The 26,328-nt window shown below is 69.2% G+C and carries 26 protein-coding genes; 19 read left to right on the plus strand and 7 right to left on the minus strand.

The annotated features are described in order from the left end of the window. Positions 1-15 precede the first annotated feature (15 nt). The 3 genes from ACIBAF_RS24260 to eccE all read right to left on the minus strand — a co-directional run bounded on the left by ACIBAF_RS24260 (position 16) and on the right by eccE (position 5,968). On the minus strand, positions 16-3,459 hold the full coding sequence (locus ACIBAF_RS24260) for an SCO5717 family growth-regulating ATPase (RefSeq protein ID WP_399465582.1): 3,444 nt from the start codon (positions 3,457-3,459) through the stop codon (positions 16-18). Between the two features lie 338 nt (positions 3,460-3,797). Then, positions 3,798-4,604, minus strand: coding sequence for a hypothetical protein (locus ACIBAF_RS24265; RefSeq protein ID WP_399465625.1), 807 nt, complete (start codon positions 4,602-4,604; stop codon positions 3,798-3,800). Positions 4,605-4,627: 23 nt separating this feature from the next. Continuing rightward, positions 4,628-5,968 carry a type VII secretion protein EccE gene (eccE, locus tag ACIBAF_RS24270; protein ID WP_399465583.1) on the minus strand — a complete coding sequence of 447 codons (1,341 nt, stop codon included), beginning with the start codon at positions 5,966-5,968 and terminating at the stop codon, positions 4,628-4,630. A 208-nt stretch (positions 5,969-6,176) separates the two neighbouring features. On the opposite strand from eccE, the gene eccB reads away from it, so the two are divergent. The 19 genes from eccB (at position 6,177) to ACIBAF_RS24365 (ending at position 21,768) form a co-directional block, all read left to right on the plus strand. Next, positions 6,177-7,703: a type VII secretion protein EccB gene (gene eccB, locus ACIBAF_RS24275; protein WP_399465584.1), complete on the plus strand. Its 1,527-nt coding sequence runs from the start codon at positions 6,177-6,179 to the stop codon at positions 7,701-7,703. A gap of 56 nt (positions 7,704-7,759) precedes the next feature. Then, complete coding sequence (mycP, locus tag ACIBAF_RS24280) at positions 7,760-9,019, plus strand: type VII secretion-associated serine protease mycosin (protein ID WP_399465626.1); 1,260 nt, start codon at positions 7,760-7,762, stop codon at positions 9,017-9,019. Positions 9,020-9,142: 123 nt separating this feature from the next. Next, complete coding sequence (locus ACIBAF_RS24285; RefSeq protein ID WP_399465585.1) at positions 9,143-9,562, plus strand: WXG100 family type VII secretion target; 420 nt, start codon at positions 9,143-9,145, stop codon at positions 9,560-9,562. A 75-nt stretch (positions 9,563-9,637) separates the two neighbouring features. Next, a complete protein-coding gene (locus ACIBAF_RS24290; RefSeq protein ID WP_399465586.1) occupies positions 9,638-9,955 on the plus strand; it encodes a WXG100 family type VII secretion target in 318 nt (105 codons plus the stop codon). Then, on the plus strand, positions 9,955-11,712 hold the full coding sequence (locus tag ACIBAF_RS24295; protein WP_399465587.1) for an RNase A-like domain-containing protein: 1,758 nt from the start codon (positions 9,955-9,957) through the stop codon (positions 11,710-11,712). Before ACIBAF_RS24290 ends, ACIBAF_RS24295 begins: the two co-directional genes overlap by 1 nt. Positions 11,713-11,730: 18 nt before the next feature. Continuing rightward, a complete protein-coding gene (locus tag ACIBAF_RS24300) occupies positions 11,731-12,294 on the plus strand; it encodes a hypothetical protein (protein WP_399465588.1) in 564 nt (187 codons plus the stop codon). A gap of 59 nt (positions 12,295-12,353) precedes the next feature. Continuing rightward, the gene (locus ACIBAF_RS24305; protein ID WP_399465589.1) at positions 12,354-12,653 is read left to right on the plus strand and encodes an RNase A-like domain-containing protein; all 300 of its coding nucleotides are present in this window, start codon (positions 12,354-12,356) and stop codon (positions 12,651-12,653) included. 22 nt (positions 12,654-12,675) lie between these two features. Next, positions 12,676-13,377 (plus strand): contact-dependent growth inhibition system immunity protein, encoded by a 702-nt coding sequence (locus ACIBAF_RS24310; RefSeq protein ID WP_399465590.1) that lies wholly within the window; start codon positions 12,676-12,678, stop codon positions 13,375-13,377. A 182-nt stretch (positions 13,378-13,559) separates the two neighbouring features. Beyond that, entirely contained in the window at positions 13,560-14,150 is a 591-nt protein-coding gene (locus tag ACIBAF_RS24315) for a hypothetical protein (protein ID WP_399465591.1), read from the plus strand. Continuing rightward, on the plus strand, positions 14,150-14,452 hold the full coding sequence (locus tag ACIBAF_RS24320) for a DUF6317 family protein (RefSeq protein ID WP_319676190.1): 303 nt from the start codon (positions 14,150-14,152) through the stop codon (positions 14,450-14,452). The genes ACIBAF_RS24315 and ACIBAF_RS24320 overlap by 1 nt, the downstream gene beginning before the upstream one ends. Continuing rightward, positions 14,452-15,741, plus strand: a complete 1,290-nt coding sequence (locus ACIBAF_RS24325; RefSeq protein WP_399465592.1) for a WXG100 family type VII secretion target — start codon at positions 14,452-14,454, stop codon at positions 15,739-15,741. The genes ACIBAF_RS24320 and ACIBAF_RS24325 overlap by 1 nt, the downstream gene beginning before the upstream one ends. Before the next feature lie 85 nt (positions 15,742-15,826). After that, on the plus strand, positions 15,827-16,240 hold the full coding sequence (locus ACIBAF_RS24330) for a hypothetical protein (protein ID WP_399465593.1): 414 nt from the start codon (positions 15,827-15,829) through the stop codon (positions 16,238-16,240). After that, a complete protein-coding gene (locus tag ACIBAF_RS24335) occupies positions 16,237-16,776 on the plus strand; it encodes a hypothetical protein (RefSeq protein WP_399465594.1) in 540 nt (179 codons plus the stop codon). Before ACIBAF_RS24330 ends, ACIBAF_RS24335 begins: the two co-directional genes overlap by 4 nt. Beyond that, on the plus strand, positions 16,773-17,288 hold the full coding sequence (locus ACIBAF_RS24340; protein ID WP_399465595.1) for a hypothetical protein: 516 nt from the start codon (positions 16,773-16,775) through the stop codon (positions 17,286-17,288). Before ACIBAF_RS24335 ends, ACIBAF_RS24340 begins: the two co-directional genes overlap by 4 nt. Positions 17,289-17,495: 207 nt before the next feature. Further along, a complete protein-coding gene (locus ACIBAF_RS24345; protein WP_399465596.1) occupies positions 17,496-17,930 on the plus strand; it encodes a hypothetical protein in 435 nt (144 codons plus the stop codon). After that, complete coding sequence (locus ACIBAF_RS24350; protein WP_399465597.1) at positions 17,930-19,642, plus strand: WXG100 family type VII secretion target; 1,713 nt, start codon at positions 17,930-17,932, stop codon at positions 19,640-19,642. Before ACIBAF_RS24345 ends, ACIBAF_RS24350 begins: the two co-directional genes overlap by 1 nt. 202 nt (positions 19,643-19,844) lie before the next feature. Further along, complete coding sequence (locus ACIBAF_RS24355) at positions 19,845-20,945, plus strand: S8 family serine peptidase (protein WP_399465598.1); 1,101 nt, start codon at positions 19,845-19,847, stop codon at positions 20,943-20,945. Between the two features lie 90 nt (positions 20,946-21,035). After that, positions 21,036-21,374: a WXG100 family type VII secretion target gene (locus ACIBAF_RS24360; RefSeq protein ID WP_319347728.1), complete on the plus strand. Its 339-nt coding sequence runs from the start codon at positions 21,036-21,038 to the stop codon at positions 21,372-21,374. 91 nt (positions 21,375-21,465) lie between these two features. After that, on the plus strand, positions 21,466-21,768 hold the full coding sequence (locus ACIBAF_RS24365) for a WXG100 family type VII secretion target (RefSeq protein ID WP_399465599.1): 303 nt from the start codon (positions 21,466-21,468) through the stop codon (positions 21,766-21,768). A 169-nt stretch (positions 21,769-21,937) separates the two neighbouring features. Here ACIBAF_RS24365 and ACIBAF_RS24370 read toward each other — a convergent pair whose 3' ends face one another. From ACIBAF_RS24370 to ACIBAF_RS24385, 4 genes are all read right to left on the minus strand, one after another. Next, entirely contained in the window at positions 21,938-22,216 is a 279-nt protein-coding gene (locus ACIBAF_RS24370) for a GntR family transcriptional regulator (protein WP_399465600.1), read from the minus strand. A gap of 1,206 nt (positions 22,217-23,422) precedes the next feature. Continuing rightward, positions 23,423-23,953: a hypothetical protein gene (locus ACIBAF_RS24375; protein ID WP_399465601.1), complete on the minus strand. Its 531-nt coding sequence runs from the start codon at positions 23,951-23,953 to the stop codon at positions 23,423-23,425. A 44-nt stretch (positions 23,954-23,997) separates the two neighbouring features. Further along, the gene (locus tag ACIBAF_RS24380; RefSeq protein ID WP_399465602.1) at positions 23,998-25,806 is read right to left on the minus strand and encodes an alpha/beta hydrolase; all 1,809 of its coding nucleotides are present in this window, start codon (positions 25,804-25,806) and stop codon (positions 23,998-24,000) included. Positions 25,807-25,824: 18 nt separating this feature from the next. Then, positions 25,825-26,259, minus strand: a complete 435-nt coding sequence (locus ACIBAF_RS24385; protein WP_399465603.1) for a hypothetical protein — start codon at positions 26,257-26,259, stop codon at positions 25,825-25,827. Positions 26,260-26,328: the final 69 nt, after the last annotated feature.

Below are 26,328 nucleotides of genomic sequence, written 5' to 3' on the forward strand. Positions count from 1 at the left end.
TCTCACGGCTCGCTCTTACTGCTGCGGAGGCTGACCGGGCTGCGGCGCCTGAGGGTGCTGCGGGTAGCCGTAACCGGCCGGGGGATACCCCGGGTGCGGCTGCTGGGGCTGCTGCGGCTGTTGCGGGTAGGGCTGACCCGGCTGCTGCGGATACGGCTGGGCCGGCGGCTGCTGTCCCTGCGGGGGGTAAGGCTGACCGGGCTGCGGCGCCTGGGGCTGTTGCGGATACGGCTGGCCGGGCATCGGCTGCTCGGGCGTCTGCTGACCCGGCATCGGCGGTGCGGCCACCGGGGGCGGGTTGCCGTCGCTGGTCCACAGTCCCTGGCGCTGCTGGTGGCGGATGAAGTCCTCCGCGACCATCGCCGTGAGGTTGAAGTACGCCTCGCGCACCTTCGGCCGCATCATGTCGAGGTCGACCTCGGCGCCGGCGGCGAGATGCTCGTCGAACGGTACGACGACGACCCCGCGGCAGCGCGTCTCGAAGTGCGACACGATGTCATCGACCTTGATCATCTTGCCGGTCTCGCGCACCCCGGAGATGACGGTGATGGACCGCGACACGAGTTCGGCGTACCCGTGGGCCGACAGCCAGTCCAGCGTCGTACTGGCGCTGCTCGCACCGTCCACGGAGGGCGTGGAGATGATGATGAGCTGGTCGGCGAGGTCCAGCACACCGCGCATGGCGCTGTAGAGCAGACCGGTGCCGGAGTCCGTGAGGATGATCGGGTACTGGTTGCCCAGCACGTCGATGGCCCGCCGGTAGTCCTCGTCGTTGAAGGTCGTGGACACGGCCGGGTCGACGTCGTTGGCGATGATCTCCAGGCCGGACGGCGCCTGGGACGTGAACCGCCGGATGTCCATGTACGAGTTGAGGTACGGGATCGCCTGGACGAGGTCACGGATCGTCGCCCCGGTCTCCCGGCGCACCCGGCGGCCGAGCGTGCCGGCGTCCGGGTTGGCGTCGATCGCGAGGATCTTGTCCTGACGCTCGGTGGCGAGGGTGGAGCCGAGCGCGGTGGTGGTCGTGGTCTTGCCCACGCCGCCCTTCAGGCTGATGACGGCGATCCGGTAGCAGGACAGCACCGGTGTACGGATCAGCTCCAGCTTGCGCTGCCGCTCCGCCTCCTCCTTCTTTCCGCCGAGTTTGAACCGCGAGGATCCGGCGGCCGGCCGACCGCTCTTCGCCTTCTGCTTCTTGTTGTTGAGCAGCCGGTCGGAGGACAGCTCCACGGCGGCCGTGTAACCCAAGGGCGCCGCACCGGGGTTGACCGGCTGCCGCTGGTCATGCTGAATCGGCTGCGGCCAGGCGGCCCCGGCCCGAGGATCGACGGGCTGCTGCGGAACCTGCGGAACCTGCGGAACCTGCGGCGCCGACGGCCCGGGTGCCCCGTCGGGCCCGGGGGCGTGCGGGGCGTGCGGTGCCGGTTGGGGGAACGGTCCGGGGAAGCCCTGAGGGGCTCCCGGCGGGAAACCCTGAGGAGCGGCGGGCGGAGCCTGCCCGTCCGCCTGCTGCGGAATCCCGGGCTGCGGGAAACCGGGGTGCGCCTGGGGGGCCTGCGGGGCTTGCGGCACCTGGGGAGCCTGCTGGCTCTGGGGCGGCTGGGCGTGGGGCTGAGCCTGGGGCTGCTGTTGCGGTCCCGGGGGCTGCGGGAAGCCGTAACCGCCGGGGGCGTCGGGCACCGGCGGTTGAGGGAAGCCGTAACCGCCTGCCCCGTGGGCGTCGGTGGGGGGTTGGGGTGCCGAGGGTGCTTGGTGTGGCTGGGGGTTGGGGGTGGCTGGGGGTGTTGGCGGGGCGGTGTTCTGCTGGGGGAAGCCGTAGCCGCCGGGTGTGGCCGGTGGGGTGGGGGCTGGTGCGCCGCCGGGCTGGGGGAAGCCGTAGCCGCCTGGGGCGTGGGCGTCGGTGGGGGGTTGGGGTGCCGAGGGTGCTTGGTGTGGCTGGGGGTTGGGGGTGGCGGGGGGTGTTGGCGGGGCGGTGTTCTGCTGGGGGAAGCCGTAGCCGCCGGGTGTGGCGGGAGGGGTGGGGGCCGGTGCGGCACCGGGCTGGGGGAAGCCGTAGCCGCCTGCCGCGTGGGCGTCGGTGGGGGGTTGGGGTGCCGGGTGTGGCTGGGGGTTGGGGGTGGCTGGGGGTGTTGGCGGGGCGGTGTTCTGCTGGGGGAAGCCGTAGCCCGGCTGCGGGGCGGACGGCTGCTGTGCTGCCGGGGCGGGGGCGGCAGCTGGGGGCTGCGGGAAGCCGTAGCCGGGCTGCGGGGCGGTCGGGGCAGGCGGGGTCCAGCCGCCGTCCGCTCCGGGCGGAGTCGGCTGCGGCTGTGCCGGCCACTGGGTCGCCGGTGTGGGCGCCGCGGGCTGGTACGACGGAGGCAGCGGAGGCAGTTCGCTCTGCGGGGCCGGCGGGGGAGCCCAGGCCGGCGGCGCGGCCGGAACGGCGTCCTGGGGGCCGCTGTCCTGCGGCTCGACCGCGTCGGCGGGAACGGCGGCCGAGGGGGCGTCCGCGTCCTGAACGGCCGTCTCGCCGCTGACTACAGCCTCGGAGACGGCTTCTCCCGCCTCGGGCTCGGGTTCGGGCCCGGCAGGGGTGTCACGTTCGTCGACCGTACCGTCGACGACGTCGACGTCCGCGGCCTCCGCGACGACCTCGCCTCCGTCCGATGCGTCCGGTTCCTCCGTCGGCACGGAGGCCTCCGGTGTGGGGTCCACGGCCTCGGCGGGCCCGACGGCCGGTTCCACGGGCGCCTCGGGCTCGGTCTGCACCGCGGCGGCGTGCTCAGCGATCTCCCGCTTGAGGGCCGCCGCGGAGAAGCGCATGGTGGCGCCGCTCTCCAGGTCCCCGTTGTCGGAACCGCTCTCCTCGGCACCCGCGGAAGTGGCTGTGGGCTCCCACTGCGCCTCGGACTGCTGTGGCTGTGGCTGTGGCTGCTGTTGCGGCTGTGGCTCGAACCCGCTGTCCACCGGAAGGTTGGGCACCGCCGCGGGCGGCACGGGCGGCATCGCCGGAGCAGGAGGGCCGACCGGCACACCCGGAACAGGCGGCGCGGCCGGAGCGACGTGCTCACCGGGCACATGTGGCGCGGCCAGAGCGAAGTGCTCACCTGCCGCATCCGCCGCATCCAGCACGGGTGGCACGGGCGGCGCGGCTGGAGTGACCGGCGTCCCCGGAACCCCCGGCGCGGGCGGCGCGGGCGGTGCGGCGGACACGGGCGGTGCGGCAGGCGCCGTAGGCGGTGCGGGCGGCGCAGGCGGTGCGACCGGTGCGCCAGGGCCACCGGCCCCAGCGTCGACCCCCGATCCTGCTCCCGCCCTCTGCGCATCGCCGCCTGCGCCGCCCGTGTTCTGCGTGTACCAAGCCGGCGGCGCGTAGTCGATGGTGAACTCGCCCGTCGCCTCGACGGCGGACTCCGCGTCGGGCTGATCATCGCCGGGTGTGGCCCAGCCCCCGCGGATCCCGTCCCGATCGCTGCTCACAATTCCTCCTGGTGTGGTCGAGCACCCTCATGCCGTGCCGAAGCGACCATTTGCTTGTCCTGCTTGTCGTCCGAAGTGGTTCGAGGCCGTCTGACGTCGTCCGATGACGTCGTCCGATGCGGCCCTCCCCCGGAGACGCCGACGTCCACCCGCTGGTTTCCGGCATCGCGCCCCGTACCAGCCTAATCATCAGACGGCCCGCCCCGGCAGGCCCGCCCGCCCCTGAGCACCAGTCCACCACGTCACGCAGTCACCGAACGGGCCGCGTGCGCACGCCGAGCCGCGGACCAAACGGCCATAGTGGTTGAAGTGCCGCACGAGCAACGGGAGAAGCGGCCTCAGTCCATCCGTCTCGGCGTACCGAGCAACCCGATCTCCGCGTCCGTGGGCTGAGTCATCACGTACTGCCTGTCGCGGTCGGCGCACCACAGGGTGAAGCCGTCGGCGAGAGTGGGCAGGGCCTCCACGTCGTGCCGGGGCAGAGCCAGGGTCCGGCCCAGTTCCGCGGCCTCGTCCGGCGAGATCCGCTGCACGCCCACGAGTCGGGCCTGCCGGATCAGTCGCGGGGCGACCGGACTGAGATACGGCAGCAGCGTCAACACGGACTGCCAGGGCCCGGAGGCGACCCGCCCACGCGGCGGGCGCATACCGCAGTCCCGCACCACCAGCACCGGCGTACCGGCCGAGGCGCCCTGCGGGGGCACCCGCCCGACCTCGTACACCGCCAGCCCGTTCTGCCCGCCGCCCATCGCGTGCACCATCTGCACCCAGGCCTGCGGCCGCCCCGTCTCCACGGCCACCCGGGCCCCCGTCGCCGCCGCCCGGAGCGCGAGGACCTGCGCGGTCCACAGACCGCCGATCAGGACGACGTCGTACGGCGTGGGCCGGTTGACGCCCAGCACGGCCGGCCGGCCCTCGCCGCCGACCCCGACGACGACACCGTCGTCCCCGATGGGCAGCGCGAGTGCCGACAGTTGGTCCACGGACACCGAGTGCCGGCCGTGCCGCGGTCCGAGCAGGCCGAAGCCGCTGCGCGGCGAGCGGCGCCCGGGCCGCCCAAGCCGCCCAAGCCGCCCGGGCCGCCCGGGCCGGCCGGACCGGCCGGACCGGCCGGTGGACGGGTCGTCCGGTTCACCCGAAGCGATGGTTCCGCCTGACGTGGCCGCCGTCACCGGGCACCTCCGAGGGGCAGCGTCGCGAGCATGCCGGGCACCTGTTCCCGGTCGAGACGGGCGAGTCCGGCGCCGGTGTGCCGGGCCGCGCCCTGCACCGCGCGCCGGGCGGCCACCAGTTCGTCGTCGCTGCGGCCGGTCACCCGGATGTGCCCCATGAGGGACACCTCCTGCCGGTCACCGCGCGCGAGGGTGACGCTGAACGTCGTGGCGAGCGCCGGAACGGCCGTGACCAGGGCGACGAACTGCGGCAGCGACGGAGCCGCGCCCCCGCCCAGGGCGGGCCACCGGCGCAGCCAGTACGTGGTGTGGCGGCGGTTGTCGCAACGCCAGCTCCGGCTGGTCTCCTCGGTCCGCCGCTCCGTGGTCCCGGTCCGCCCGGCCTCCGCCGTCACCAGCGGGTTGGCGCACGCCGAGGTGGCGACGGCGGCCGTCAACCCCTCCTCGTCGAGGACGGTCGCCCGGAACCCGGCGCCGGTCAACCGGCTCGCGAGGTGGTCCGCCGCCCGCACGACGCACTTCTGCGCCCCGGTCAGCCCGCCCCCGCGGACCGCCACGGCCTCCGGACACAGCTCCGGGTCCAGCTTCAACGCGATCCAGGTGATGCGGACCGCCGGCGCTCCCGTCTGCTCCTGCAGAGGCGCGTAGTTGGCCACGGCCACGGACTGCGGGGGCAGGTGCAGGGCGGGCGCGGGCTGTGTGTGCAGCACGATCTGCGCGGACTCCAGCCGGATGCCGTCCACCTCGAGGGCGTCCTGCACCAGGGCGAGCGGCAGCGGCTGCCGGCCGCGCTCGGCGCGCAACGCGGTCGCGTCCGCCTCCACCTGGAGGACGGCGGTGACGAACGTGCCGTCCCCGACGAGCCCCACGGGCCGCCGGTCACGGCCGCCGTACACGTACGTCCGCAGCCCGGGGTCGCACTCCACGGCCGGCCCGAACCCCGGTTCCGTCCCCGGCGGTATCTCCAGCCGGGCGGCCAGGCGTCGGCGGGCCTTCAACTCCCGTGCCGTGGCCAGCCACTCCGGCAGCGAGCGGCCGCGACGACGAGCGAAGGCCAGGACCACCAGCACGGCGGCGACCACTCCCGCGGCCACCAGCGCCACCGGCCCGACCACCCAGCCGACGAGCAGCACGGCCGCCGCGATCTCCAGCAGGACGAGGCGTTGCAACCGGAATGCCCCGCCCTGCCCCGCGCGTGCCCTGAGAGAGAGCGTGCCCGGCGCCGACGGCCGCTCGGACCGCCGGGACCGGGACCGCTCGGGCGGCTGCGGACCGGCCGCCGAGGAGCCCCGGTTCCGCGACCGGCCGACGGAGCGCACGCCCGTTCCCGAAGCCATCACTCCATCCCCCCGTTCCGTTCACGATTCGCCCGTGTTGCAGCACCGCACAGGGCACTCGACGGCCCAGGAACCCTACCCGCTCCCCAAGTCCCCACGGTTACCGGGCATAGTAGGTGGCCGCTCTGACATCGTCGGACGGGGAACCGGGTCCATCCGCGCCACGGAGCACGCGGATCGGCCGGAAAACGGGGAGTGACGGGCACAGATGGCATCTCGGCGGGACCAGCTCAACGCCTACACCTTCGCGAAGCGCCGGATGCTCGCGGCGTTTCTGCAGCCGTCGCCCGACGGCTCGGAGGAGGGGGCGCCGCGCCCGCTGCGCGCGATCCTGCCCGGCGTGGTCGTCGGGGTGATCGTCATGGCCGTCTTCGGCGCGTGGGGCATGTTCAAGCCGACCGCTCCCAAGGGCTGGGACGTGCCCAACGCCAAGGTCATCGTCGCGAGCAAGTCGACCACCCGCTACGTCGTCCTGAAGACCGGCAAAGAGGTCCAGCTGCACCCGGTCCTCAACATGGCCTCCGCCAAACTGCTCCTCGACGAGGGCCAGGGCGACGTCGTGACCGTCTCGGAGTCCGTCCTCGACAACGGCAGGATCCCGCACGGTGTCACCGTCGGCATCCCGTACGCCCCCGACCGGCTGCCCTCGGCCTCCGAGGCGGGCACCCCGAAGCGCTGGGCGGTCTGCGAGCGGCCGGGCGCGGGAGGCGGGGACTCCGTCCAGAAGGCCGCGCTGGTCCTGGCGGCCCGCGAGAAGGACGCCACCGAGGGCGCGGAGCGCCTCCACGGCGGCCAACTGCTCTACGTGGCGGACCCGGACGGCAAGCGTTACGTCGTCGACGCGGACGGCACGGCCTACCCCGTCGACAAGAGCGACGAGTTGCTGCTGCGCGCGGTGGTCGGTTCCGGGCGGCAGCCCCAACGGGTGTCCGCGGAGTGGCTGGCGACCCTGCACCAGGGCGACCCGATCGCCTTCCCGGAGGTCCCCGGGCAGCCGGGCGCCGCGGCCGGCGCACCCGGCCAGCTGGACGAGTCCGCCGACAAGGTCGGCATGGTGCTCAAGGCGTTCGACAACAACAAGGAGCAGTACTACGTGGTGTTGAGCGGCCGGGTCGCTCCCGTGTCCGCGTTCGTCGCCCAGCTGCTGCTGTTCAGCAAGGACCTGGCCCCGCTCGGCCAGGCCGGTCACGCCCGGGAGATGAGCCCCGGCGCCATCGTGCCGGGCCAGGCCTTCGGCACCGAGCACCGCTGGCCGACCGGTGTCCCCGAGCCGGTCAACGAGGCGTCGTCGGCCGCCGGGAGCCGCAGCACCGTCTGCAGCGTCCTGCGCGGCGTGAACGCCACCTCGGGCGCCACGACCCTGAGCACCTGGGCGGGCACGGAGTTCCCGGCCCCGCTGCCCACCGGCTCCTCCAGCGCCTACGTCACGCCGGGCTCCGGTCAGCTCTACCGCCAGTTCCAGGGCGAGGAGACCAAGGCCGGCCCGGTCTTCCTGGTCACCGACACAGGGCTGCGCTACGTCCTGCAGTCCAACGGCGACAGCGCGACGGACGACGCGGGCATCGGCACCACCGCCGAGAAGCGCGAGCAGCTCCAGCAGGAGGCGAAGCAGGCCCAGACCCTGCTGGGCTACAAGGACGTCGACCCGGCGCCCATCCCGGCCGCCTGGTCGGAGTTCCTGCCCACGGGCCCCCGCCTGTCGACGGCGGCGGCCCGCCAGCCCCAGGGCTCGTGAGGAGGAGGACGAGGATGGCCCTGCGTACGACGACGGCGAGGCCCCGGGGTACGGCGATGGCCGTGCGTACGACGCTGGTGGCGGCCGCGACCCTCCTCACGACCGCCACGCTCCTCGCACCCCCCGCGCAGGCCGCGGGAGCCGCGACGAGGGCGGGCAGACTTCCCTACTCGGACCAGTGCACGTTCCCCAACGGCGAGTACCCGGGCCGCCCCTGGTCGCTGCAGCGCGTCCTCCTGGACGAACTGTGGAGCCGCTCCAAGGGCAAGGGCGTCCGCGTGGCCGTCATCGACACGGGCGTGGACGTGAAGAACCCGCAGCTCACCGCGGCGGTCGACGCGAAGGCCGGCCGTAACCTGCTCCCGAAGAACCTCAAGGACGACAACGGCGACCCGGTGGAGCGGGGCAACGAGAACGGCACGACGGACACCGTCGGCCACGGCACCAAGGTCGCCGGCATCATCGCGGCCCGCCCCCTCGACGGCACCGGCTTCGTAGGCCTCGCCCCCGAGGCGACGATCATCCCGATCCAGCAGAACGACGCCGAAGGCCACGGCGACACCAAGTCCCTGGCCGAAGCGATCCGCTACGCCGCCCAGGCCGGGGCCGGAGTCATCAACATCTCCCAGGACACCTCGAACGCGATGAAGCCGTCCCCCGACCTGGAACGGGCGATCGACGAGGCCCTGGCCAAGAAGATCGTGGTCGTGGCCTCGGCGGGCAACGACGGCCTCGGCGGCAACGTCAAGGAGACCTACCCCGCCTCCTACGACGGCGTCCTCGCGGTGGCCGCCTCCGACCGCAACAACGAACGCGCCTCCTTCTCCCAGTCCGGCGAGTTCGTCGGCGTGGCGGCTCCCGGCGTCGACATGATCTCCACGGTCCCCCAGGGCGGCCACTGCTCCGACAACGGCACGAGCTTCTCGGCGCCGTACGTCGCGGGCGTGGCCGCGCTGCTCAAGGCGAGACACCCGGACTGGACCGCACGCGAGATCGTCGCCCAGATCGAACAGACCGCGGAACGCACCATCGCGGGCCACGACCGACTGGTCGGCTGGGGTGTCGTCGACCCGGTCCGCGCTCTCACCGAGGACGACCGACCCGTCGAGTCCCCGAGCCCCAAGGACGGCCTGGGCAAGGCCGAGGCCCCGTCCGCCGCGAAGTTCCAGACCGGCGAGACCCCCGACGAACGCAACACCCGCTTCGCCACGTACGTGGTCGTGGCGGCGGCGGTTCTGGTGGCGGGCCTGGGCGGGACGGCGGTGGCGATCCGGGACGCGCGCAGGCGGGCGCGCAGGATCGCCGGGGCGGAGTAGAGAACTCCGGCCATCTCACTGCGTACCGGGGCGAGTTGAAGCGTGCGATGACCACCGACTTATAGGATCATCGCAACAGCAAGTGACTTGTGATGCCGATGTGCCGGGGGACGGAGGTACAGCATGGGCGTGCCAGGAGCCGCCTCAGGGCAGGGCGGCGGCCCCGATCTACGGGCGTCCGCAACGGACCTCGCCAAACTCGCCGACGACCTCGACGACATGCAGGATCACCTGGACAAGCAGGTGCAGCGCATGGACGCGATCGTCGACAACATCGAGGCGGGCTGGCGCGGCCCGGCGGCCTCGGCGTACCGCGACTTCCACCGAGCGGCCGCCGAGGACGCCGTACGCATCCGCGAAGTGATGAAACTCCTGGAGGAAGCGGTACGACTGAGCCGCGACGGCTTCTCCCAGGACGACCTCGAGGTCCTCGCGCAGATGCGGCGGATCCAGGTGGACGTCGACAGCGAGGTCGACCGGCTCTCGACACCGAACACGGAGCCACCGACCTCGACGCCGCGCAGCAGCCTCGACGACCTGTAGCCCTTTCAGAACCGCATCAGAACGTCATCAGGACCGCACCAGAACCGCAGTTGCCGAGACGAACACAGGGGAGTCATGTCGACCGGCGCCGCACCCGACGACGAGCACATAGCCGTTTCCTTCGCCACCCTCGCCGAACTGGCCGCCGACCTTGAGGACGTCCTCAAGAAACTCAACGGCAAACTGGACGACCTCTACGACCGGGTCGTGCCCGTCGTTCTGTCGTGGCAGGGCGAGACCCGGGAGGTCTTCGTCGACAAACTCGACGAGTGGGACCGCTCCGCCCAGGACCTCCAAGCGGCCCAGAAGTGGCTGCACGAGTACGTCACCACAGGCCACACCAACTACGCGGCGGCGCACCTGGCGGTGCTGCGTGGCTGGGGCGGCGCCTGATGGCCGAGCGGCGGCCCACGGACGAGGAGCGCGCACAGGAGCGGTCGGACGCCCGACCCCAGTCGCCCAAGAAGAGCGGGAGCGACGGCGGATTCGACGTACAGCCGCAGCATGTGCACTACACCGCACTTGTGGTGCGTGACGGGCAGTTCGACTACGACAAGGGCGCGACGGCTCTCGTCGACGCGCTGAACCAGTACAGCCAGTCGGCGGGAACCGGCTGGGGCGCGGACTCCTTCGCGGCGGCGTACAAGTCGGTGAACGAGAAGTTTCTGGAGCTCTGGGCGAAGAGCGTGGTCAGCGTGGGCGGTGTCGCCGTCGGCCTGACGGACACGGCCAACAAGTACACCCAGGCCGACTGGTTCGCCCGCAAGATGTACGGTCCGCCGCCCTTCGAGAAGCCGCCGCCCGCCGTCATCGACAAGCCGCCCAAGTACGGCCCGGTCAACGACATCAAGTGGTCCGGCACCGGCGAGGACGCGGACTCCTGGGACATCTCCGGAATCCTCGGCGAGGTCCCCGACTTCCTCGCCGACGTCATCCGGCCCGCAATCGAGCACGGCCTCAACCTCGGCAAGATGCACGAGATCACCCCGGGTGCCAGGGACGGGGATCTCAAGGGCATGGCAACGGCCTGGCGCGCGGTCGAGAAGGACGCGAAGGCGGCGTCGGACAACTTCAACAGCGCCATCAAGATCATCACCAACAACAAGGGCAACGACGAATGGCAGGGCGCGATGAAAGCGTTCTGCCAGACCATCTGGGGCACCACCGAATGGGGCAGGACCTACGACGCCCAGGGCAACCGGGCCTCCATGGGCCGCAGTTGGAAGACCAACCGCAGTGTCGTGCCGGCGAAGCAGCGGCCCATCATCGAGATTCTCCGCCAGACCGCGACCACCGTGCAGGCGAGCCTCGACGAGTTGGCCGAGGTGCGCATCAAGACCGCGGAGACGACCACCCGCCTCGGCAAGGAGGCCGCGAAGGCGACGGTCAAAGACCTGACCACGGGCCTCGACCTGTTCGAGCTGACCCGGCTCGCGGCGACCATGGCGTTCGGCGAGATCGTGCTGACGTTCCGCTCGCACATGGACAAGGCGGCCGCCGACGAGGCGGTCGAGAAGTACCACCAGGCCTTCAGCGACGCGGCCACCAAGCTGAAGACCCTGGAGATCGAACTGGACGAGGCACTGCTCAGCGTGCCCACATTCCGTGCGGAGGCGGCACGTGCGGAGGCGTACGGCGCGCGTTCCCTGAACGACTTCAAGAAGGAACACATCTGGCAGCGCACGGAGAGCCAGACCCCTTACAAGTACTCCATCGACCTGGCCACCGAGGAGGAACTGTACGGCGGGCACAGCATCGACAAGCACGTCGGGCTGACGGACGCTCAGCTGACGCAGCGGTTGCGGGACGAGGCGACCGGGTCGGGCAAGGTCGATATTCCCGCGGCTTCCTCTTTCACCGACCTGGAATCGGCGCAGTATTACACTCAGCACAATGTCCGGACCAATACGGCAGAAATTGACAAGTGGATTAAAGGCCCGCCGCCTCCGGTGCCGGGTGAGAGGCAGGAGTTCTCCGTGGATGCGGTGCCCTCAGGGCCTCTGGGAATTCCGGCGGTGACAGGGCGTACGGCGCCGGTGGTGAACGACCAGGCGACGCCACCACAGGACGCTCACGGTGTTCTGACCGTACTCAAATACGAACCGAACCTGGACCCGCCGTTCGTGGTCCTGACGTCCATGCCGCAATGAGTGAGTGAGGAGACAGCGATGGCCGAACTCGACGAGCGTTCGTGGTCCGATGCGATCGACGTGTACGAGCGTCGGGCGACCATTGCCAAGGTGACGAGCAGGGAGCACGAGAACTGGGTGCTCGACCTGTCCACCCTGATGCGCGGTGACACCCGCGACGCCCGCGGCTGGCGCATGGTGGACATATGGGAGGGCGAACTCGAAAGGCTCGACGAACCGTCCTACCCCTTCGTCATGCCTCCGGAGGCTGTCGCGACCGCGGACGCCTGGAAGCCCTACCTGCATGAGATCCCGCGTTCTCAGGCCGTACGATTCCTCGTGGCCCTTTCCACGCGCTGGATCGATGTCACAAAGGAACCGGATTTCGAGGTGCGCAGGGAGGCCCTTGAAGCGAAGGCCCGGGTCATCCTGTCGCGCTTCCCTGAAGGCTCGCACTTCTATGCGAACACCGGCCACGGCAGCGATACCCACGACTACTACCAGCGGGTTTCTCGGTGGTACCCCTTTTCCGTGCGCACCTTCGACTTCGGCTTGGTACTCGTGTCGGAGACGGAAGTCGGGATGGTCTGGTCGTTCCGCTGATGTGATGCGATCCGCCGTGCTGCCCCGATACTCCGTACTGCCCATGATGGAGAAGCCCCTTGCGCACCCGTACCGCCACCTACCCCGACCGCGCGACCGCCCAGTGGGCGACCCAACAGGTGGTCACCCGCAACGAACAGGTCATCCACCGCTGGCTGGCGCAGTCCACCCGGCAGCGGCTGACGATCGAGGCGTCCTGGCCGTCCCGCGAGGAGCCCGTCGGGCGGGTGCTGCTGCAGGCGATGATGCTGGCAGGGCGCGGCGCCGTCGACGTGCGGGCCGCGCGGGTCGTGCTGCGCCGCGAGCCGTCCGCAGCGCACGGGTTCTCCGTGCACGCCACCTTTCCCTTCTACTCGTAGAGACCAAGTAGAGGCTGACACCGTGCCCTTGAGCCCCCTCGAACACGACCGCCGCTACGGCGAGCTGGACCAGGTGATCCGCGCCTACACCGGCCAACCGGCCGACGACACCCCGGACAAGCCCAGCCATGCCCTGACGGCCTACCTACGCCAGACCTGGCACACCCGCCCCTGGGCGCTGGCGGTCGCCGAGCGGCAACTGCGCGAGTACGCCGACAACCCGCCGGGCCGACTCCGCCTCCGCCTGGGCGAGTTCTACGCGATCCCGGACGTCGGTCTGCCCGAGGCGGAGATCCAGCAGTGGCTGTACTGCCTGGCCGACCACATCAGGCACAGCATCGAGCAGGGCGAGGTCCCGCCCATGGCCGCCCCCGCCACCCACTGGGAATGGCAGACCCGCTTCCCGGAACTGACCCAGTTCCTGGGCGGCTGGTTCTCCCAGGACATGCCGGACGAGTTCGACGACCACGACGCGGCCGTCGACGACTACCGCACCACCACCGACCCGCACCTCGTGGCCCGCCTCGTCGGAGAACTCCACGAACTGCTCGCCCTCGACCTGGACGAGCCCGACTACGCCTTGGCCGTCGCCGAGTTGGGCATGGAGGTCGACCCGCCGGCCCCGTACCCACCCAGCGCCTGGCTCGCGTTCGTCGCAGGCCGGATGAGCGCTCCGCGTGCCGATTACGGGCCCGGCTCCGGCCCGCAGACGGACACGCCCTGACCGGCGGACCGGAAGCCGGGTCATCTCGCGGTCAAGTACTGATCTGGCCACGGCCAAACACCTGTATGGGTTCCGCATCCTCCGGTCCTGTCAACCTGAAATAGCCGGACTTGCCCGAAAGTTCCCTGGCTACGGTGGTGCCGCCACACCATCCGCAGGTCCACGGGGAACAGGAGACGGCGGTGGGCACACCAATCCGTTCGCGCCTTCTCGACTACATCGAGGCAGAGCCGCCCGTAGGCGCGGCCCCGGCCCCTCCTCCGACGCCACGGCCGGGTAGATCACGCCTTCTCGAATACGCCGAGGCCGCAGGAACCGAAGCAACCCAGCCCGCGCACCCAGGCCCCAAGCCCGGCGTCCCCGCCTACCACACGCCGGTCTTCGTACCGGCCCACCCCCGCTACGCCGACGTCACGGACGCGGACGGCCGTCCGGCCCGTGTGCCCTTCATCGCCTACGAACTCTTCGAACACCCAACGGCCGGAACCAGCCCCCACACCGGAACCGGAAGCGGAACCAAGACCGGGGACGGAACCGGAACCCAAGCCGGGTCCGGGGCCGGAACGGGGGCCGTGGCCTTCGCCTTCACCACACGCGCCCGCCTCGTCGCCGCGCTGGGCGAGGCCCAGCCCTGGGTCGCGACCTCCATCGGCCCGCTCGCCGAGGCCGTCGCCGAACACGACGTCATGGTCCTTCTCGACCCGCGTATCGCCCCCGGCCACCACAACTGGCAGCCGGACGACCTCGCCGCCTACGCCCGGGAGGTGCGCTGATGCCGCCCGACTTCAAGGCCGTCCTCGGCGACCTGACCTCGATGTCCAAGACCTTCCACGACGAGGCCGTCAACTACCGCAAGCTGCACGCCGACGTCGCCCCACCCCTCGTCAGCGGCGGCGACGCCGGGCTCGACCACGCCCTCAAGGAGGTCGCCGACCTCATCGTCGCCCTGCACATCGGCTTCGCCGACCGCCTCGACGACCACGGCGACAAGGTGACGTACGCCCGCGACTCCTTCCAACGGCACGACATCGACGTCCACGGCCTGTTCGAGGACCTGATGGCGGGTGACGGCTGATGGCCGACAGCTGGGTCGGCGGCGACATCGGCGGACTGCGCACGATGGCCGAGACGTACAAGAACGCCAAGGACAAACTCGACGACGTCATCACCCCGATCAGCCGCGCCGTCGAGGCGCTGGTCGGCGACGCGGCCTGGAAGGGTGAGGCGGCGGAGACCTTCCGCGCCACCTGGAGCGAGGACGCGCTGACGGCCGGCGCCTTCGCCAACCTCGTCCACGACGCGGGGGACATCCTCTCCGACCTCGCCGACGCCCTCACCACCTGCGAGACGGCCCTGCAGAACGCCGAACACGTGGCGACCGGCAAGGGCGTGCCCATGGCCGCGATGGGCGTGCCCCAGACGATCGTCACCGCGAATCCGCCGAGCGCGCAGGACCAGAAGACGATCTCCGCGATGGGCGAGTACAACAAGGTGCGCCAGGAGGTGCTGCACACGGCGCAGCACGCCCGGCTGGTCGCGGCGGACAAGCTGCGAGGGCTGTACGCGCAGGTGACGGCACCTGCGTCCACCGGCGACAAGATCACCATCGCCGACTATCTGCGCGGGCTGTACGCCTACGACGCCGAGGACGCCCGGGCCGGCGGAGCGAAGGCCCGCACCAGGATCGACGACGCCAAGGCGGAGGCGCAGGCCGCCAAGAAGGAACTCCGCGCCGAGCGCAAGGCGTACCAGAAGGCGGGCCGCGCACTGCCCGACGACCTTCCGGCCAAGGGCGCGTACGCCGACGCGGTCATGAAGGTGGACTCGCTCGAAGAGGCCATGGCCCGCGCCGACCACGGCAGCACGGCACTGCCGTACGACCGGGCCCTCAACGTCAAACTGGCCGACGCGGCGGACGCGCTCCGCGCGGGCAAGAGCCTGGAGAAGCTGCCGGACTTCCTGAAAGAGGTCCCGGTCCTGGATGTCGCCGCGGCCGGTGCCTGCGGGATCCTCGAAGCCTCCGACGACCACGACAAAGGCTGGTCGTGGCAGAAGTCGGTTGCCGTCGACGGCGGCGCGAACGTCGCCGGTCTGGTGGCCGGTACGGCCATCACGGCGGGCGTCGTGGCCGCCCTGCCCTTCGAGGTGCCCGTCGCCGCCGTGGCCGTGGGCGGCGGGCTGGTAGTGATCGGCGCCACCGGCATCATCGATCACTCCTTCCATGAGCACTGGAGCGAGGACATCCACGACCACGGCGTGGTCGGCGGGGTGTTGCACGGCACTGGCAACGTCCTGTCGGAGACAGGACACGACTACGCACGACTGGGAAAGGACGTGTGGCATGGCGTCACGAGCATCTTCTGAGATCCCCGCTTCGATGGCGCCCGTCCGGATCCCATCCCTTCCAGGACTCGGCACCACCTGGTACCAGCGCGGTGCGCGGTACTGGATGCGCCGGGTCTGGACAGCCCTTCTTCTGCTCACTGTCCTCGCCTTCCTGTGCTTCGCCTCGATCAGCCTCTACCGGGGATTTCGTACCGTGCTGCCGCCGAGCGCGCGCACGGCGTGGGACTGGGCGCAGGCTGTCGCTTCCTGCGTGGCCGTGGCCTGGGGGTGGTTGGTGCAGCGTCGGCGCCACCGCAGGGACCTCCTTGATCCCCCCGGCCCCGACGAGTTCCGCATGCGCAAGCGCGACGAGACCCACCGTTCCACGGGACTGGCCTTCGTCGGCCGCGCTCTCGTGCTGATCGCCGCTCCTGTCATGCCGGCGCTCGCAGCGTTCGCTCTGGGCTGGAGCGTGGCGATGCTCACCGTCCGCGAATACCCCAGCGAAGTCGGTGCCCGGCGGGCGATGCGGAAATGAGCCGTTCAGCGGCGACAGCAACGGCACGAATCACTGCTGTCGACATCCCGTCCCTGCCCAAACTGGGCACCACATGGCACCGGCGCGGCGCTCTGTACTGGCTGTGCCGCGCCCGCACAACCGTCTTCCTCCTCGTGGTGATGGCCCTGGTCTCCTTCTTCGCGCTCAGCCTCTACCAGGGGTTCACCAGCGAGTGGTCGCCGACCGCGCGCACCGTCGCGAACCGGGTGCAGGTGGCGGCGTCCTGCGCAGCTCTGGTCTGGGGCTGGATCAAGCAGCGCCGCGGCCACCACGAAGCCCTCCTGAACCCGCCCACCCCCGAGCAGACCCGCCAGGCCAAACGCGACCACAACAGACGCGCCCCCGGCCGGGCAGCCGCCGGCCGCGGCCTGGTGCTCCTCGCGGCACCCGTCATGCCGGCCTTCGCCGCGTACATCGTCGGCTGGCTGACCGCCTGGCTCACGGTGCGCGAGTACCCCAGCGAGGTGGGGGCTCGGCGCTGGCTCGAGCTCGAGAGGCAAGGGTCCCGACCATGACGACGCAGGCGCCCCCCGACGTGATCCCGGCCCTGCCAGGACTGGGCACCACCTGGTACGAGCGGGGGGTACGCTACTGGGCACGCCGGGTCTGGACGGCCGTCCTGTTCTTCCTCGTCCTCGCCTTCATCTGCTGCATCGCGCTCAGGCTCTACGTGGGTGTTCCCCGCAGCGATCTTCCGCCCACCGTGCGAACCGCGTGGGACTGGACGCAGGCGATCGCGTCCGGCGTGGCTGTCGTGTGGGGATGGATGAAGCAACGTCGGGATCATCGCCGGAAACTCCTCGCCCCTCCCAATCCCCAGCAGATGTGGGACGCCAAGCGCGGCGATACCAGACGTGCCCCCGGACTGGCCCGTGCCGCAGTTCTACCCCTGCTGATCGCGGCGCCTGTCCTACCGGCGATCGTCGCGTGGGGCGTCGGCTGGTTCGTGGCCATGCTCACGGTCCACGAGTATCCGAGCGAGGTCGGGGCCCGGCTCTGGTTGCAGGGGGGAACATCCCGAACATGACGGTCGAAGTGTCCCTCATGTCCCTCGCGGTGTGCCGTTCCGCGAGGAATGAGTTGAATGCGCGTAGGTGGTAGCACGGTTGTTGCATAGGGCAGTTGGGGCTGTCAGAGGAAGTCATTACAGTGGTTGTGTTGCGGTCATGAACACTTGAGAGGCGTGGGCTGAGCTGCTCAGGACGGGCAGCGGAAAACGGGGAGATGGGCTGTCGTGATTCCTGCGGACATGGGCGGGGGCGCCGCTGACGTACGGCGTGGCTACATGGCGCTGTCGACGTTCAAGAAGCGGGTGGACGACCTGCTCACGGCCTTCGAAAAGTCCGCGGGCGGCTCGGCGAAGGTCGGGGACCACAACCTGTCGGAGGCCACGTTCGGAGCGGGGAACTTCCCAGAGGCAAAGGCACTCCACCTCCAGTACGCGCGCGTCCATGAGCGCATCACGGCGCTCTCCAAGTCGCTCGGACTCCAGTTGGAGGCGATGCAGATCGCCGTGCACGGCGTGGACGTCACCTTCGACAACCTCGAAGAGGAGCTTCGCTACCGGTTCCACGAGATCCGCACCGAGGTCAACCGGGACCGGGAAGAGACGCTGAACAAGCAGATCCAGCGGACCAACGACGCCGACCACACCGACGCGGGGTACTGATGAGCGGCGACAAGAAGAAGCCGGACCACTACCAGGCCGAACGCCAGGACGCCGCCCAGCAGAACACCGGCGTGGACGACGCCGTCAACAAGGCCGCGGTGATCAGCCCCCCGCCCGCCGGCAGCCCCGGCGGCTTCGGCAAGACCAGCTTCGAGGGCTACGACCTCAACGCGATGATCGACATCGTCGAGTCGGCGAGCCCGGAAACCATGGAGAACGCGGCCACGGCCCTCGTCGACGCCCGGGACGCCATCAACGACGCCGCCAACGAACTCAGCCGCAACCTGGGCAACGTCGACTGGGAGGGCGAGGCCCACACCGCCTTCTACACCTGGGGCATGAACCTCACCACCACGGCCCTGGCGCTCGCCAGCTACACCGACGAGGTGGGCACCCAGGTCCTGGCAGCAAGCTCCGGCCTCGCCTCGGTACGCAAGTCGATGCCCCCACGCGACAACCGCATCGACCCCAAGAAGGTCGACGACATTCCGACGCCGCAGCAAGTGGACGGCAACAAGGACTACGTGGCGGCAGTCGCGGCCGAGAAGGACCGCCAAGAGGCAATCAACCAGATGTACCGCCTGGCGTCCTTCTACACGGTGTCCAGCGGGATGATGGAACTGGCGGAGGAGCCGGTGTTTCCTCAGATGCCGGATGTGGGGGTGCCTGCGCCGCAGGTCATCATTGGCGAGGAGCCTCCTGGTGCCAGGGAGGACCGATCGCTTTCGGGGACAAGTGCTTCGGATACCGTGCGGCATCACTCGGTGAATGCCTCGGCTGAGCCACAGTCGGCTACCCCTCTGCCGTCTGCCAAAGAGTTGGACGATTCCGTCACGCGCCCGAATAGGCATGTTGGTACGGAGATCGACAGCGTCGGTACGTTGCCGCCGCAGGAGACCGTGAAGCCGACGCCCGTCACTCCGCCGTCGACGACAGGCCCCAACGTAACTCCGGTGGGAACAACTACTCCTTTCGCCCCTGTTGGGGCACCCTCAGCCTTGCGGGGGCCAGTCGGACGCACCTCTGGGTTCGGTGGCAAGCCCGGAATCAAAGCTCCTGCCTCGGCGCAGGGTCGAGTCGGCGGTATGCAGGGCCGTACCCCGGCAGGGCGTACGGGATCTGGTCCCATGGGGCCGATTGGACGTACTGGCGCACCGGGGCAAGCAGGTGGTCGTGTGGCTGGTCCTATGGGGCGAGGCGTGGTTGGAGGAGCGCCGAAGTCCGGAGGGTCGGCGACCGGGCGTTCCGGCGGTGTCCCACGCGGTCCCGTTACCGGCATGGGTGCCACGACTCCCGGACGTCCGGGAGGTGGGCGCGCCGGCGCCGGACGTACCAGCGACGGCGTTGTCGGCGGGAAGCCTGTCACCGGGGGTGCCCCCGGCACCAACGGTTCCAGGTTGCCGCGCGGCACGGTCGTCGGCGGTGAGGGCGGACCCACCTCACGTGTCGCAGGCGAGAGTCCCGGCCAGCGTGGAGTGATCGGGACCCCGGGCTCGACGACGGGCACGGGCGCGGGACAGGCGGCTCGCCGCCCCGTCGGCAGTCCCGGCGGTGTGGTCGGAACGCCGAAGGGACGAGTCTCCGGAAGCAGTAACAACGGAAACACGCCCGGCGGCCCGGGCGCGGCGCGTGGTTCTGGGCGCAACCAGGGTTCAGGCGAGAAACGTTCGCGCCGTGACGAGCGGCGCGATGACGCGTCGGCGACCGACTGACCAGACAACAGCGAGGACAGATAGAAGCATGGTGGCAGGGATCAGCCGACGCGGCGGGCGGAGCGCCTCTTTCGCGGGACGAAACGGGAGACGGGTTTCCGCCGTCTGTTCAGTGCTCGGTGCCTTGGCCGTTCTCTCGGCAGGTCTGGCTCCGAGTACCGCAGCCGCCGACGTTCAGTCCCAGCAGTGGTACCTGTCGGCGATGAAAGCGGACGAGATGTGGAAGGTGAGCACCGGCAAGGGCGTCAGGGTCGCGGTCATCGACACGGGCGTCAACCCTGACACCTCCTCTCTGAAGGGCCAGGTACTCACCGACGAAGTGCCGCAGGCCGTGGCGTACGGTGCGACCAAGGACTACACGGGCCACGGAACGACTATGGCGGAACTGATTGCCGGGACTGGTGCTGGTGACGGCCTGAAAGGTCTTGCTCCCGGAGCAAAGGTCGTTCCTTACAGGATCACGCTCGACGAGCTGAAGGATGCGACGGAGAGAAAGAAGACCGCGAACTCGGCACAGGCGATCAGGGCTGCAGCTGACAGCGACGCCAAAATCATTAACATGTCCTTCAGCAGTCCCGGCGATAATGCCGAGGAAGCGGCGGCAATTCAGTACGCCCAATCCAAGGGTAAGTTGATGTTTGCTGGCGTTGGCAATGACGCGGAAAAGAAGAGCCCCATCGGCTATCCGGCCGGGTATCCGTATGTTGTCGGAATTGCAGCTTCAGACGAGAACGGTACGGTTGCGAAGTTCTCGCAATACGGGAACTACGTTGATCTCGCTTCCCCCGGCCTTGACGTGCCCAGTTGGTGCGATGAGACGTTCCGTTCGTACTGCACAGGCCAGGGCACCAGCCAAGCCACCGCCATCGCCTCAGCCTCCGCCGCCCTCGTCTGGTCCGCCCACCCCAAGTGGACCGCCAACCAGGTCCTCGCCAGCCTGATCGACACCGCCGGCCGCGACTGGGCGAAGGACGACCCGAGCACGTACCTCGGATACGGACTGATCCGCCCCCGCATGGTGCTGGAGAAAAGCGACTTCAACCCGGGACCGGCCAACACCGACCCGCTCGCCAGGGAAAACGCAGCGGGTGTCACGAACAAGACAGGTACCTCACCTTCCGCTTCCGCATCAACCTCGCCACAGCCCTCGAAGGGCACTTCAGACGGCCAGACTTCGGCGGCAGGATCAACCTCCGACACCTCCGACAACACCACGATGTGGGTTGCGCTCGGAGCCGCGGCGGCTGTCCTGGTGATCGGGGGCGGCGCTTTCGCGCTGATCCGCTCACGGCGAAGCGCATGACGACCCACGCACGACGACCGGTCTCACACAACGCTTCTGGCGCAGCGAGGCGCGCAGAACGAACCACGGCTTACGACAAGGAGTGCCGAAATGGTCGACCGCAAGCTCAATGACGGCGATGTACAGAAGCTCCAGAAGGAAGTCATCGACCGATACGACAACATCAGGGGCTCCCTCGCGAAACTGCAGGGCACGATCGACATGATCGAGAAGGCGTGGACAGGCCAGGGCGCCAACGCGTTCAACACCAAGCAGACGGAAATCAACGGCCACATGGCCGCGATCGGCAAGATGCTCGACGACTTCCTCGAGGGCATCCACATGACCAAGACCGACAAGCAGAACCTCGAAGACCAGATCACGGCCGACATGACCAAGATCTCGGTCGAGGACCTCGGTGGAAAGACCTCGGCGCTCAACAGCTACTGACGAGCTCCCGGCGAGCCACTGGCGGCGCTGAACCACACCGTTCTCCGGACCGCGAAGTCCGGCTGAAATCTTCAGAGAAACGAGGGAAGACATGTCCGGAGTCCACTACGAGGAACTCGCCGTCACCTACGGCACCATGGACGCGCTCGCCACCGAACTCGGCGATCAGGCCAGGAAGCTCGAGGAAGACCTCGAGGCGCTGCGGCAGGCCGTGCTCAATGTGTCCGCGGGCTGGGGCGGCGAGGCATTCCAGCAGTTCCAGAGCAAGAGCGAAGAGTGGAACAAGCACGCCCGAGGCATCCACGCGGCGCTGCTCCAGATCTCGCACAAGGTCCACGGCGCCGGCGGTGACTACCGCGGCGGCGACCTGAAGGGCGCCAGCTACTTCATGTGAGACCAAGCACGAACTGCGCAGCACAGGGTGGGCACGCACGGGAGGTGCCCACCCTGGTGTTGTGCTGTGTCGTCCGGAACCTTCGGCGCGCGCCGGAGAGCAAGAGGCGTCGGTGAAGGCGTAATGGGTCCTCCATCGTCTCCGGCACCTTGAAGCAGTGACCTGCCTGTCAGTCGTCGACCTTGTCGTCCTCGGACGTGTCGGCCGGCAGAGCGATGACGAACACGCCCTTGCCCTGGACTCCTTGAACGATTCCCTCGGCCTGTAGTGCCTCGATGGCGGACTTGATGGTTCGACGGCTGACTGCTCCGCCCGTCTCCTGCTCCAGTTCGAAGTGAGAAGGGATGCGGCGGCCAACCGGAATCTCGCCGCGTCGGATGCGCTCGCGCAGGGCGGAAGCAAGCTGCACGTACATCGGAACGATGCTCTCCCGGTCGATTTCTATCATGTCCTGGAGCGTAAAAGGCCAGCTCAAGCCAGCATAGGGCGTCTTGTTACGTGATGAGACGTGCTAAGACGTACTAAGTTGGCGTATAGTCGACGTCAGTAGAAGACCCCCGCGACGGTGGGCGCCGTCCGGGGGCATGGCCGCCAACCCCACGGAGGTTGATGACAATGAGCATTATCCACGCGCTACTGCGCTGGATCCTGGGCGTGTTCGCGCCCGGCACCGGCAGGCGAAGGGCGGGTACACGCTCCGCCGTACCCGCCCCCACCCGCATTCCCAAGAGGCCCGGCGCAGTGGTCGTGCGGCTCCCCGCGCTCCGGTCCCCGTACGGGCTACCCGAGCTCCTCGACGGCACCTCTACGGCCACGGTCCGTCCGTACGTGCTCGCGGCGGAGCGGGCTTGCCGGGAACGGGAGTGTGAGCATGCACGGCAGACACGGCGTCGCGTCGCGCCGGGCCTGGCGGTGGACTTCCGTATCGCCGTTGACCGTCATGGCACCGGCGCGGGGAGGGCGGCGTAATGGCGACGGGAAGTAAGACACCCCGCCCGCCCGTGCGGATGTGCGTGCGCTGCCACGTGACGACCGAGACTCCGGTCGTAGTCGGCGTGGTCCACCAGAACTCGGGGCCGGGCTTCGTCGTGTACGCGTGCCAGGTGTGCGTCGTGCACTACCCGCCGCAGCCGGACGTGCTCACTGTCCTGTCTCCGTCCCGCCCAGCCCGGGATGAGCAGTGAGCGCGCGGTCTGTCAGAACGGCAAGGGAGGCGCGGGAGCTGTCGCCGGAGTGCACGCTGGCGAGTCGGCCCGGGCACGAGGACGTACACAGCTTTTGCCGACGCCTGCGGGACATTCCGCTGCCACACAGCGGGGGACTGCCGCTGGTACGTCGCTGCGACTGCGCCTGCCATCGCCCGTTGCCGGAGAGGGCGCAGTGAGCGCCGGCGCCGCATCCGAGCGGGCGCCTGACGTCCGACGCTGAGCATCTGAGGCGTGGACTGGATCGGGCCGAGGTGTCGGCCTGACCCGGACCTGTGCCCATGGCGGCGGCGCCGATGCCAACGTGCTGCGGTACTGCCTGTCGTGGCGAATTGCCGTTGTTTCCGCTGCGAGGGTGTGTGCCCGGTCACCCAGGGCCGTGCTCAAACGGTTCGGCCCTGCGAGGAAGCGGTCGGCGAAACAGGAGGCGGTGGGCTCGGATCGAGTCGTCAGAAGCGCTCGACCTCTTGGCCGTCCGGGACCTTGTAGCACCCGGAGATGAGGTCCAGGCTCAACATCGGTGGGTCGTCCTTCGCCATGGCGACGACCTTGACACTGACCTTCTTCTTGTCATTGTCGGCGGTGAGATTCATGTTCCGGTTCTTGCTTGTGTCCGGCCCGTAGTTGACGATCTCCCACCCATTCTTCGGCAGTTCCTCCTTGAGTCGTTTCATCGCTACGTCGAGGTCGCTCACCGACGCCGGGACGAAGCTCCAAGGGTGCAAGATTCGGAAGTACGTCTTCGTGTCCTTTCCCGAACAGTCCAGGACTGTCGGACGGCTGTCGGATGCCTTTCCCTTGACGCCGATCAGGTCATAGATAGTGCTGGACACCTTCTCCATGGCATCTGAGGCATCACGCGAAGTGCTCGTGCCGGAGGACGGAATTGCGTTGGAATCGTCGTCAGTCATGCTGCATCCGGTGAGAGTGGTGAGGGCCAGGGAGACTGTGAGCACAAAAGCGCTCAATTTGCTCTTCACGTCAGAAGCCTTACTTCGTCGGGCGGGGTTGTGGGCCGGAGTTCCTACTTCACATGCGCCCACGGGTCGGGCGGCGGCTTCAGCGGCACGCTGTCGCCCTTTCCGACGACGACAAGGGCCTGATTCTGCAGACTTGTCGAGTCTCCGTCCGATCCTGTATCCCAGTACCCGCTGTGTCCTTCGGTGTCTGTGGTCATCTGGTTGGCGCCGAACTCCGGATCGCTGGGGATGATGAAGCGGTCCCCGCCGTGGCCCCAGCGGCCCACGTCCGGAACGATGTCTCCGTCGGCCTCTTCGTTCCACACGTGTCCCTTGGGGACGTCAAGTTCATCCGCACCGGACACCCTGACACCAGGGCTGCCCGCAAACACAAGGTCGTCGGCGTTGAGATGGCCCGTCTGGGCCGCAGCACCGACAAGGGTCGTTCCGTACGAGTGGGCGATCACTGTGGTGTGCGAAGGTGAATCGCCGGAATGCGATGCGTCCAGTCCGTCCATGAATCCTCGGAATGCCGGGGCACCGTCATATGCGTAGTGTGCCCGCGGTGCGTCCTTGAAGACGCTGTCAGGTGCGTCGTAGCCGAGCCAGGTGATGGTGGAAACGGATTCGCCAGGGGCTTTGGCATCGGCCGCATGCCAGACATTGACCATTCGGTTCAGGTTCCCCTCGATACCCGGCAAGTCCGAGGTGGTTCCTGGAACGTAGACCGCCGTGTGATCCGCAGTGTCCGGGTTTCCGTTGGCGACGATTGCTCGGCCGTCTCCTTCGGTGCTGAATCCCAACAGATAAGCTTCGGGTAGTCCGTTCGTGCCGGTTTGGTCGAAGCGTGTCTGGATGCTCTGCATTCCCTTGAGATTGCTGGTGAGCAGCTCGTACCGATCGCCGTACTTGTTGTGCCACTCCATCCATTCATCGGTGTGGACCTTGGACGGGTAACCCCCGGCGGTGATGTAGGTCCACTCGTTGAGCGGCGGCTTCGGGATGGAGTTGAGCTCTGTCTGCATTGATCCCCGCGCCTCGTCGAACACGATGCGGTTCGCCTCGTCCCGGACCGTGGCCGGCAGTCCGTCGAGCGCGCCCACGGAATCGGGGCGCATGGAGATCCACGCTGCCTGCTGTTCCGCGTCGAGCCCCTTCCACCACTCAGCGTTGGCCTCAGGACTGCCCTCCTTCGGCGGCTGGGGCAGCGAGTCAAGGTACTTCTTGCCCGCCTCCTTCACGCCGCTCGTGTCCGAGGACGCGTCGGCCCAGTCCTTGTCGGAGACGGTCAGGTCGTCGTCCGCCTTCAGCGCGCGCAGCTTCGGCGCCCACTTCTCGTCGGCCTCCGTTGCTTCCTTCAGCGCCGCGGCGATCTGGTCGGCGTAGTCCTGGGCGAGGCGGTGGTTGGGGTTGGGGTCGACGTTGGCCGCCTGGCGGCCGATCGCGGCGGCCGTGCCGTCCGTCAGGCCGCTCACCGTGCCGCCGTCGGGGATCTTGCCGTCGGCGTCCTTCTCCCCACCCGCCGGATAGGACACCGAACCGTCGGCGTTCACCGTGAGTTTCGCGGCCTGCGCGCCCCCGAGCGCCGCGTCGAGCTTGCCCTTGGCAGCTCCCACCTCGTAGGAGAAAGCTTCGAGAGCCGTGCTGACGAGCCCACATTCCACCTGGACGTAGTGGAAGTTCTTGCCCAGCTCACCCAGTTGCTTGATTGCCGCGGACGCCGCCTCCCCCTTCAGGGAGTTCCGCATCGCTACGACGATCTGGTTCTCGATGCGGTCCTTGGCCGCGCTCGCCATGTCAGAGGTGCTGCGATAACCGTCGGCCGCTTCCGAGTACTCCGTCGGCTTGAGGGCCTTGAGCGTTGCGAGGTCCATGACGTCTCGTTACCGCCCTCAGCCCTTGCCGCCGACGGCCGGAGTATCCGCGTACTCCACCTTCAGGTTGCCGATCTCGACCTCGATCGCCTCGTCGGTCTTCAGCTGGTCGCTGCCCGCCTTCTCCAGCAGAGCCGAGAGCTTCCCGCAGCGCCCGCTCACGTTCTTGACGTAGGTCTCCCACGAGTCATGGACGTCCTTCTGGGCCGCCGCGGTCAGGCAACCGGCGTCCTCACCAAGGCCCTTCTGCCCGTCCGTCAGCTTGCCCATCGCCTTGCTGACGTCCTCGCGCAGCGAGCCGACGTCCTGACCGGCCTTGGACCAGGCCGGCTTGTTCGACACCAGCGTGCCGGTGCCGCCACCCGGATCGAGTGGTACGTGGTTCAGTTGCATCTGGGCCGCATGCTGCTCGGCCGCCGCACTTTTGAGTTGCTCCCACTCGTCCCACGCCACGCGTGAACCCCTTCCCCGTGTCCCCGTGAAGCCCGCCCGCCGGACGGGACAGTTACGCCCGCTCCTAGC

The sequence above is a fragment of the Streptomyces sp. NPDC051677 genome (assembly GCF_044453465.1).
GTDB lineage: Bacteria > Actinomycetota > Actinomycetes > Streptomycetales > Streptomycetaceae > Streptomyces.

Excerpts from the sequence above, each read along its gene's own strand:
- eccE (WP_399465583.1), bottom strand. The coding sequence starts at position 5,968 with ATGGCTTCGGGAACGGGCGTGCGCTCCGTCGGCCGGTCGCGGAACCGG.
- eccB (WP_399465584.1), top strand. The coding sequence starts at position 6,177 with ATGGCATCTCGGCGGGACCAGCTCAACGCCTACACCTTCGCGAAGCGC.
- mycP (WP_399465626.1), top strand. The coding sequence starts at position 7,760 with ATGGCCGTGCGTACGACGCTGGTGGCGGCCGCGACCCTCCTCACGACC.
- ACIBAF_RS24285 (WP_399465585.1), top strand. The coding sequence starts at position 9,143 with ATGGGCGTGCCAGGAGCCGCCTCAGGGCAGGGCGGCGGCCCCGATCTA.
- ACIBAF_RS24290 (WP_399465586.1), top strand. The coding sequence starts at position 9,638 with ATGTCGACCGGCGCCGCACCCGACGACGAGCACATAGCCGTTTCCTTC.
- ACIBAF_RS24295 (WP_399465587.1), top strand. The coding sequence starts at position 9,955 with ATGGCCGAGCGGCGGCCCACGGACGAGGAGCGCGCACAGGAGCGGTCG.
- ACIBAF_RS24300 (WP_399465588.1), top strand. The coding sequence starts at position 11,731 with ATGGCCGAACTCGACGAGCGTTCGTGGTCCGATGCGATCGACGTGTAC.
- ACIBAF_RS24320 (WP_319676190.1), top strand. The coding sequence starts at position 14,150 with ATGCCGCCCGACTTCAAGGCCGTCCTCGGCGACCTGACCTCGATGTCC.
- ACIBAF_RS24325 (WP_399465592.1), top strand. The coding sequence starts at position 14,452 with ATGGCCGACAGCTGGGTCGGCGGCGACATCGGCGGACTGCGCACGATG.
- ACIBAF_RS24330 (WP_399465593.1), top strand. The coding sequence starts at position 15,827 with ATGCGCCGGGTCTGGACAGCCCTTCTTCTGCTCACTGTCCTCGCCTTC.
- ACIBAF_RS24335 (WP_399465594.1), top strand. The coding sequence starts at position 16,237 with ATGAGCCGTTCAGCGGCGACAGCAACGGCACGAATCACTGCTGTCGAC.
- ACIBAF_RS24340 (WP_399465595.1), top strand. The coding sequence starts at position 16,773 with ATGACGACGCAGGCGCCCCCCGACGTGATCCCGGCCCTGCCAGGACTG.
- ACIBAF_RS24350 (WP_399465597.1), top strand. The coding sequence starts at position 17,930 with ATGAGCGGCGACAAGAAGAAGCCGGACCACTACCAGGCCGAACGCCAG.
- ACIBAF_RS24355 (WP_399465598.1), top strand. The coding sequence starts at position 19,845 with ATGAAAGCGGACGAGATGTGGAAGGTGAGCACCGGCAAGGGCGTCAGG.
- ACIBAF_RS24360 (WP_319347728.1), top strand. The coding sequence starts at position 21,036 with ATGGTCGACCGCAAGCTCAATGACGGCGATGTACAGAAGCTCCAGAAG.
- ACIBAF_RS24365 (WP_399465599.1), top strand. The coding sequence starts at position 21,466 with ATGTCCGGAGTCCACTACGAGGAACTCGCCGTCACCTACGGCACCATG.
- ACIBAF_RS24370 (WP_399465600.1), bottom strand. The coding sequence starts at position 22,216 with ATGATAGAAATCGACCGGGAGAGCATCGTTCCGATGTACGTGCAGCTT.
- ACIBAF_RS24380 (WP_399465602.1), bottom strand. The coding sequence starts at position 25,806 with ATGGACCTCGCAACGCTCAAGGCCCTCAAGCCGACGGAGTACTCGGAA.